At 37.7% G+C, this 6,956-nt stretch carries 4 protein-coding genes; all 4 read left to right on the forward strand.

Annotated features, from left to right (window positions below; genetic code table 11):
- The coding region (locus WBM98_RS14230) for a helix-turn-helix domain-containing protein (RefSeq protein WP_424366689.1) at nt 1-2,126 on the forward strand (2,126 nt) is incomplete at its 5' end.
- A gap of 1,173 nt (nt 2,127-3,299) precedes the next feature.
- Nucleotides 3,300-4,997, forward strand: a complete 1,698-nt coding sequence (locus WBM98_RS14235; RefSeq protein ID WP_424366690.1) for an amidohydrolase family protein — start codon at nt 3,300-3,302, stop codon at nt 4,995-4,997.
- Nucleotides 4,998-5,277: 280 nt separating this feature from the next.
- A complete protein-coding gene (locus WBM98_RS14240; protein WP_424366691.1) occupies nt 5,278-6,039 on the forward strand; it encodes a hypothetical protein in 762 nt (253 codons plus the stop codon).
- A gap of 117 nt (nt 6,040-6,156) precedes the next feature.
- Nucleotides 6,157-6,956: alpha/beta hydrolase family protein (locus tag WBM98_RS14245; RefSeq protein WP_424366692.1), on the forward strand; the 800-nt coding region annotated here is incomplete at its 3' end.

A 6,956-nucleotide genomic window follows, 5' to 3' on the forward strand; every position in this document is an offset into this window, starting at 1 on the left:
AATCAGGAGTCCATTGGATTAATGGGCATTTCTATGACAATTTTCCTAATTTAGAGCGATTAAAAAACATCATGTCCAACGAATCGTCAAACAGGTCAACCTTTATTGAACAAGCGGAAGCCATAATTCTGAAGAATTTGGCCAACGAACAATTTGGGGTATCCGAACTGGCGGAAACTATGCATATGAGTCGGTCTAACCTACTCCGGAAAATCAAGAAGCAGACACAGCTTTCTGCAAGCCAATTCATTCGTAAAGTCCGTCTTCAAGAAGGAATGACCTTACTCAAGGAGACTTCATCGACGGTTTCGGAGATTTCGTATCAAGTAGGGTTTGGAAGTACTTCCTATTTCATCAAATGTTTTCGGGAACAGTATGGATATCCTCCGGGAGAGGTCGGAACAACTGATTTCGAAGTAGAAGAAAAAAAACAGCGTAAGGCCAGCTTTTTTAAGCGATACCAATGGCCCCTCATTGCTGCTACATCCATGGTACTTCTGGTTGTTTCCTTTTTACTTTTCAGTACAAAAGACACAGTTCACAAATGGGAAATCGAAAAATCCATCGCCGTATTGCCCTTCAAAAATGAAAGTGCCGATTCCACCAATCTTTATTTTGTGAACGGGTTGATGGAATCCGCATTGAACAACCTTCAGAAAATTGAAGACTTGCGGGTAATCAGTAGAACCTCGGTAGAGAAGTACAGAAAAACCGAGAAGGGCATCCCTGAGATAGCCGAAGAACTTAATGTAAACTACTTGGTAGAAGGTAGTGGTCAACGTGTTGGGGATCAGGTTTTGCTCAATATCCAATTGATCGACGCTTCATCGGATACCCCTATTTGGGTTGAGCAGTATAACCAGAAAGTGGTTGACATCTTTGCGTTGCAAAACGATGTTGCGAAGAAAATTGCCGATGCCATTGAGGCGGTCGTGACACCGGCCGAATTGGAGCAAATTGAAAAAAGGCCTACTGAAAATCTGGTGGCCTATGATTATTACCTCCAAGCACTTGACCCATATATATCCAGAACAGATGAAGGTCTTAGGCAAGCCATTGGATTGTTTGAAAAAGCTATCGAAGAAGATTCGGAGTTTGCCCTAGCTTATGCCAATATTGCTATATCATACTATCTTCTTGAAATGTCTCAAGTCGAAAAACAGTATACCGAAAAGATCAATAGCTATGCGGACAAGGCTTTGCTCTATGATTCAAAATCTGCCGAAAGCCTTACTGCAAAGGCTTTCTACTACATACAGACAAAGGAATATAAACTAGCCTTACCACATCTCGAAAAGGCCTTGGAGTACAATCCTAATTCATCCCTGGCGGTGCAAATGCTTGCGGATTTCTATTTTCGTTTGGTTCCCAATACTGACAAATACTTAAAGTACGCCTTGAAAGGATTTCAGCTTAATATTGCAAGTGATTCTGTCACTCAAAGCTATACCTGTTTACAGTTAAGTAATGCTTTGGTGTCATCAGGGTTTTCAGATGAGGCATTAAAATACATCAATATGGCGTTGGACTATCACCCAGATAATTATTATGCACCACATTTAAAGGCATTTATCCTATTCGCAAGAGATGGTAATTTGGAGAGAACCCAGAATTTGCTAATTAAGGAATGGGATAAGGATACAACGCGTCTCGACATTTTGCAGGATATCGGTAAGTTGTATTATATCCAAGAAGATTATAACAGTGCCTATTTTTATTTTGAAAAATTTGTCAAAGCTAGGGAAAGTAGTGGTCTGGACATTTATGTGCAGGAAAATATCAAAATTGCAATGGTTTATAAAAAGATGGGCTTAGAAAAGGAGGCTGAGACTTTTTTTAATGAGTTTTCAAAATATTGCGAAGAGGATAACTCCGCGTACAAAAGTGTTAATCTAGTTTGGAAATATGCCTATGAGGGAAAGATTGATAAAGCTATCGAACAACTCAAAATCTTTTCGGAAATAGAAAATTATCAATACTGGTTTTTATTAATTGAAGATGAGCCATTGATAAAAACATTAAAAAGCCATCCAGAGTTTGAGGGTATTATGCAAAAAATAAAAGATAGGTTTTGGGAAAATCAAGCTAAGCTGAAAATGTCTCTAGAGGAGGAAGGATTGCTATAATTCATTACTCTCGCCTCAGATACTATGTTATACTTCTTTAGGTAAGAAGGGTCTGACCATATTTAAAAAAGATAATTTCTCTAAAAAGCTACTAAAGAAAACCGAAGAAGAAAACGATTGGCTTCTTATTTAAGAATGCTACTATAAATCTTCAAATAAAGCGTTGCTTAAATTAAGTATTTCTACATTTCTTAATCAGTAGAATTCATGTGCCTTTTTCAGAACCTAGAAATTCACTTTGATTTTTCTTGAAATAGCTCCTACCTCCCATATATTATCATAAAAAACTAAACATCAAATACTTATAAGATTTAAAATTAAATAAATAGGATCGTCAAATGTTAAAAATTATATAATATAGTACCTTTTTATGCATAGTACTGTAACAAAACAGTTACTCCTTCGTCTACTAGATGTAATTCAATTTTATAACAACATCAAAAACAACAATAAAACTTAAAATCATGAAAGCATCATTTAACAAAACAGCAACAGAATCAAAAGCAGGACAGTACTTTTCATCCTTTAGTAGCAGCAAAAGAGCACAATGGGCACAGTACAGAAACTTTAATCGCTAATCACAAGTTTAACAAACAACGAACGACATCTAAAACAACATATAATGAAAGCATCAATCAACAGAACAGCAACAGAATCAAAAACAGGTCAGTACTTTTCAACCTTTAGTGGCAGTAAAAGAGTACAATGGGCGCAGTACCGGAATTTCAATCGCTAATCACGAATTGCAACAACATATCAATCATCAAAAAACGTTAGTCATGAAAACATTCATCAATCTTTCGCCAACAGAATCTAGAAGGTTCACTTACTTTTCAAATTTTAAGGACAGTAAGCGCATACGTTGGGCCGAATCAAGACATCACCTTCATTAAAAATCTGGCCTAAAGCTAGATATGCAAGTGGGATGGACCTCAATCAAAGTCCATCCCTTTTTTCATACAACTTACTTGTCCTTTTTTAGGTGCCATAGCAACATAAAAACACCACTAAAAAGTGCGGATATTGGGCTAAAACGGTGCGAAACAGAACCTATTAACTTTTAAAAAATATTTCGTCAAATCAAAAAATCATGAAAGAGCTTGTAAAAAACAGCAACAATGGAACTCTTAAAACTTAGAACAATCCCTTTTTTAATGATTAAATAAGAACAAAATGAAAAATTCAGCAACAAATGGTATTCCTTTTTATAGGTTAAAAAGCCTTACGATGCAGTCCTGGAATTTCTTGATTTGTCTCGGTTTATCAAAAAATGAATACGCCCAAAGTGAAAAAATAAACGGATCGTTTACCGAAAAGGCAATGCGTACGATCTTAATACTAATTGCCATTCTAAGTTCTTTACACTGTAAGGCACAAGAAAATCAAAGCAGGACGCTTATATCAAACATCACTATTATTTCGGCAGACCTTGACAACATAAAAACTCAAGTGGGTTATGTATTGATAGAGGGTGAGAGAATTGTTTCTGCAGGGGATAAAAAACCGGAAGGAGCGGAAAATCATAAAGAATTAGATGGGACAGGGAAGTTTCTTATTCCCGGTTTGATAGATTCGCATGTGCATCTTTCAAACACCGCCGGACTTAACGGACCACTTAAAAAGAAGTATCCTGAATTGGTCGAGCTTTATTACGATCAGTTACCTAAAAGCTATCTCTATTTTGGGTTTACAACTTTAATCGATGTGAATAATTACTGGCCTGAACGCATGAACAAAATATTGGAATCGAAAATACGTCCCGATATTTATACTTGTGGAGAACAAGTTACCGTGATGGATGATTTTAATATGGAAATGGAGGAGTATTCGCAAGAACAGCGTTATGCGTCCAATTTTTTGAATGACATTTATAATACGAACAGTATTTTACCTGACGCTATTCAAGCAAACGAGCATACACCTCAGAAAATCGTGTCAAAAATCAGGGAACAACAAGGTATTTGCGTTAAGATGGTCTATGAAGATGAAGCATCAGGTTTGGCGGTAAGTTGGGAAAAACCAACTGCGTCTATTTTACGTGATTTGATACTGGAAGCCCAAAAGTTCAATATGCCCTTGGTGTTGCACGCACCTTCCTTAGAGGGCCATAAAATAGGGTTGGAAACGGGCGCTCAAATTTTTGCCCATGCGATGTGGAACTGGAGCGATGACCCAAATCAGTTCAACAACCCCGATTTAGGGGACGAACATAAACGAGTACTTCTTGAAATCGCTGAAAAACAAATACCTTATCAACTTACTTTTAGAACGATAACAGGCGAGAAAGACCTGGTTACGATGGATTTTCTGGAGGATAAAAACTTAGAACACGTATTTCCCAAACAAATGCTAGACTTGCTCAAAACAGAAGAGGGACAATGGGGAAAGCGGAAAATTTTTGGGAGGACCGCTTTTCTTGAAAAAACAAACCCCCCATTCTACAAAGCATTAAAGGCGGATTTTACCGATGACCAAAAAATGTGGGAACATGTATTTAAAACCTACGCCCATCGCTTAATGACGGTCGCCAAATTTTTAGAAGAGAACGACGCCAATCTTATTTTAGGTACCGACTCCCCGGCTATGAATATGTATACCAATCCGCCAGGGTACAATGGCATTTTGGAAATGCGGCATTGGGCTGATGCGGGCATTCCCCTCGAGAAAATTTTCAGAGCAGCTACTTTTAAGAATGCCCAAGCATTTCATCTGGAACACTTATATGGAAGTGTGGAGAAAGGTAACATCGCCAATTTACTGATTTTGAATTCCAATCCTTTGAAAACGGTAGAGGCTTATAATGACATCGAAAAGGTCATAGTACGTGGAAAATTTATTGATAGGGAATTGTTGTCGGCTGTAAAAGATTAACATTCGCCCGTATTTTTTGACAGCTTGGTTGTAACACTTGAAAGAAAGCAATAATTACGGAATATTCGCCCCATTATAAGGATTAGCCATCAAGGAAAGTTGAGTACGAAGGTAATTGGCTATTTTTTATTATATCGATAAGGTCATATTCAAAAAATGTTGAACTTAGAGGTATTCTAGAAATGGAAACGAATGAATAATAATCGTTTGCGATAATCCACAAAAGAGGTATAATATGCACCTGCAATACGATAAGATTCATATTAAAACGAATGCATAAATGATAAAAGTTTTTAGAAAAATAAGGCAACAACTGCTATCTAAAAATAAGGTAAGCAAACCTGCCTCGCCGGCAGGCAGGTATCTGCTTTATGCAATCGGGGAAATTATCCTTGTCGTCATCGGGATTTTAATCGCTTTACAAATAAACAATGCTAATGAAAATCGAAAAAAACGAATCAGTGAACAGCTAATTCTCAAAGGTCTAAAAGAAGATTTTTTAGTGAATCAGGAAAGCATCAAAATCGCTTTGGCACGACACAATGACCATCTTAATGAATTAACCGAGTATTTGAAGCACCTGGGCCCTAATGTCCCTGCATTAGCCGATTCCATATACAAATTCGATGTGTCCGATTATGTTACATTGAATTTGACCAACGGAACGTTGCTATCTGTTATTTATACCGATAAAATCGAAATCCTCCAAAATGAACGGCTTAAATCAAAACTATCGACCTACCCGAGTACGTATGAGAATTATAAAGAATATGAAGATGTTAATACCGATATTGTGATAAATAAGCATAGGGCATTAGGCGAAAAGTATACATCGATAATAAGACTGGATTCTGCTTTATTAAGTAAATCGGAACAACATCCGTCCGATTTTCTCGGATGGGCAAGGGATCCCCAACATCAAAACAATACGGTCAATAGAATTGTGATTATGAGAAATAGGCTAATTCCAGCGCTTATTGAATTGCAAGTTCATAATTCTGAGGTTTTAACTATTGTGGAAAAAGAGATTTGGGATAAATGATCTGTCAGTTTATCTTACTTAGAACCCCTTTTTCAGCCTTTTTAAAGAGGGGTTACGACCCTGTACTTTATGATCTTGTTGGCAACGCATCCTATTGGGAATTAAAACTTTGAGAAAATGAAAAAATATGCACTTTTATTGATTACGGTAATGTTTGCTTCCAGTTGTCTGCAACAGGAAACGAAGAAAGTTGGAAAGGAAGGAACCTACAGCGGCATTTTCAACCATGGCAATTTTTCAGATGCCATTTCCTTCGAAATCAAAAAAGATTCGACCGAATGGAAGGTATTCTTTACCAGTTTGGAACAGAATGCATTTCAGATTCCGGCAAGAAATGTGCAGGTAAGCGGCGATTCAATACATTTTATGTTGCAAAGTGATAGCTACACCTATAACTTCAAAAACAAATGGACTGATAATTATGCTGGATTGTCCGGATTATTGGAAGTCGATTCGCTAGTAACCACCTATACGTTGAAGAGAGAAGCTTTAAGCAAGGAAGAAAGTGTAAAAACCGAAGAAGTCATCTTTAAATCAAACGGCTTGAAAATGGGTGGAACCATACGGAAACCATCCCAACCCAATTCGAAAGCCATCGTATTTCTAACTTCTTCGGGGGGTGGAGATCGCAGCGGGTCCAGGGCCGAAGCCATTTATTTTGCCGAAAAGGGATACACCACTTTTCATTACGACAAGCGCGGTACCGGCATCTCTGAAGGTAATTGGCAGGCCGCGACCATGGAGGAATTGGCATCCGACGATATGAATGCCATTACCTATTTTTCCGAACAAACTGGAATCCCCCTATCCAAAATCGGCATAAAAGGAAGTAGTCAAGGCGCGACCAAAGTCCCCTATATTCTGAATGGGTTAAAAGAACTAAAGTATGGCATTGCGGTCAGTTGCCCGGGCAGTAC

The organism is Maribacter sp. (genome assembly GCF_049667165.1).
GTDB lineage: Bacteria > Bacteroidota > Bacteroidia > Flavobacteriales > Flavobacteriaceae > Maribacter_A.

Bases quoted from the DNA above. Each gene is read 5' to 3' on its own strand.
- WBM98_RS14235 (WP_424366690.1), top strand. From the start codon at position 3,300: ATGAAAAATTCAGCAACAAATGGTATTCCTTTTTATAGGTTAAAAAGC.
- WBM98_RS14240 (WP_424366691.1), top strand. From the start codon at position 5,278: ATGATAAAAGTTTTTAGAAAAATAAGGCAACAACTGCTATCTAAAAAT.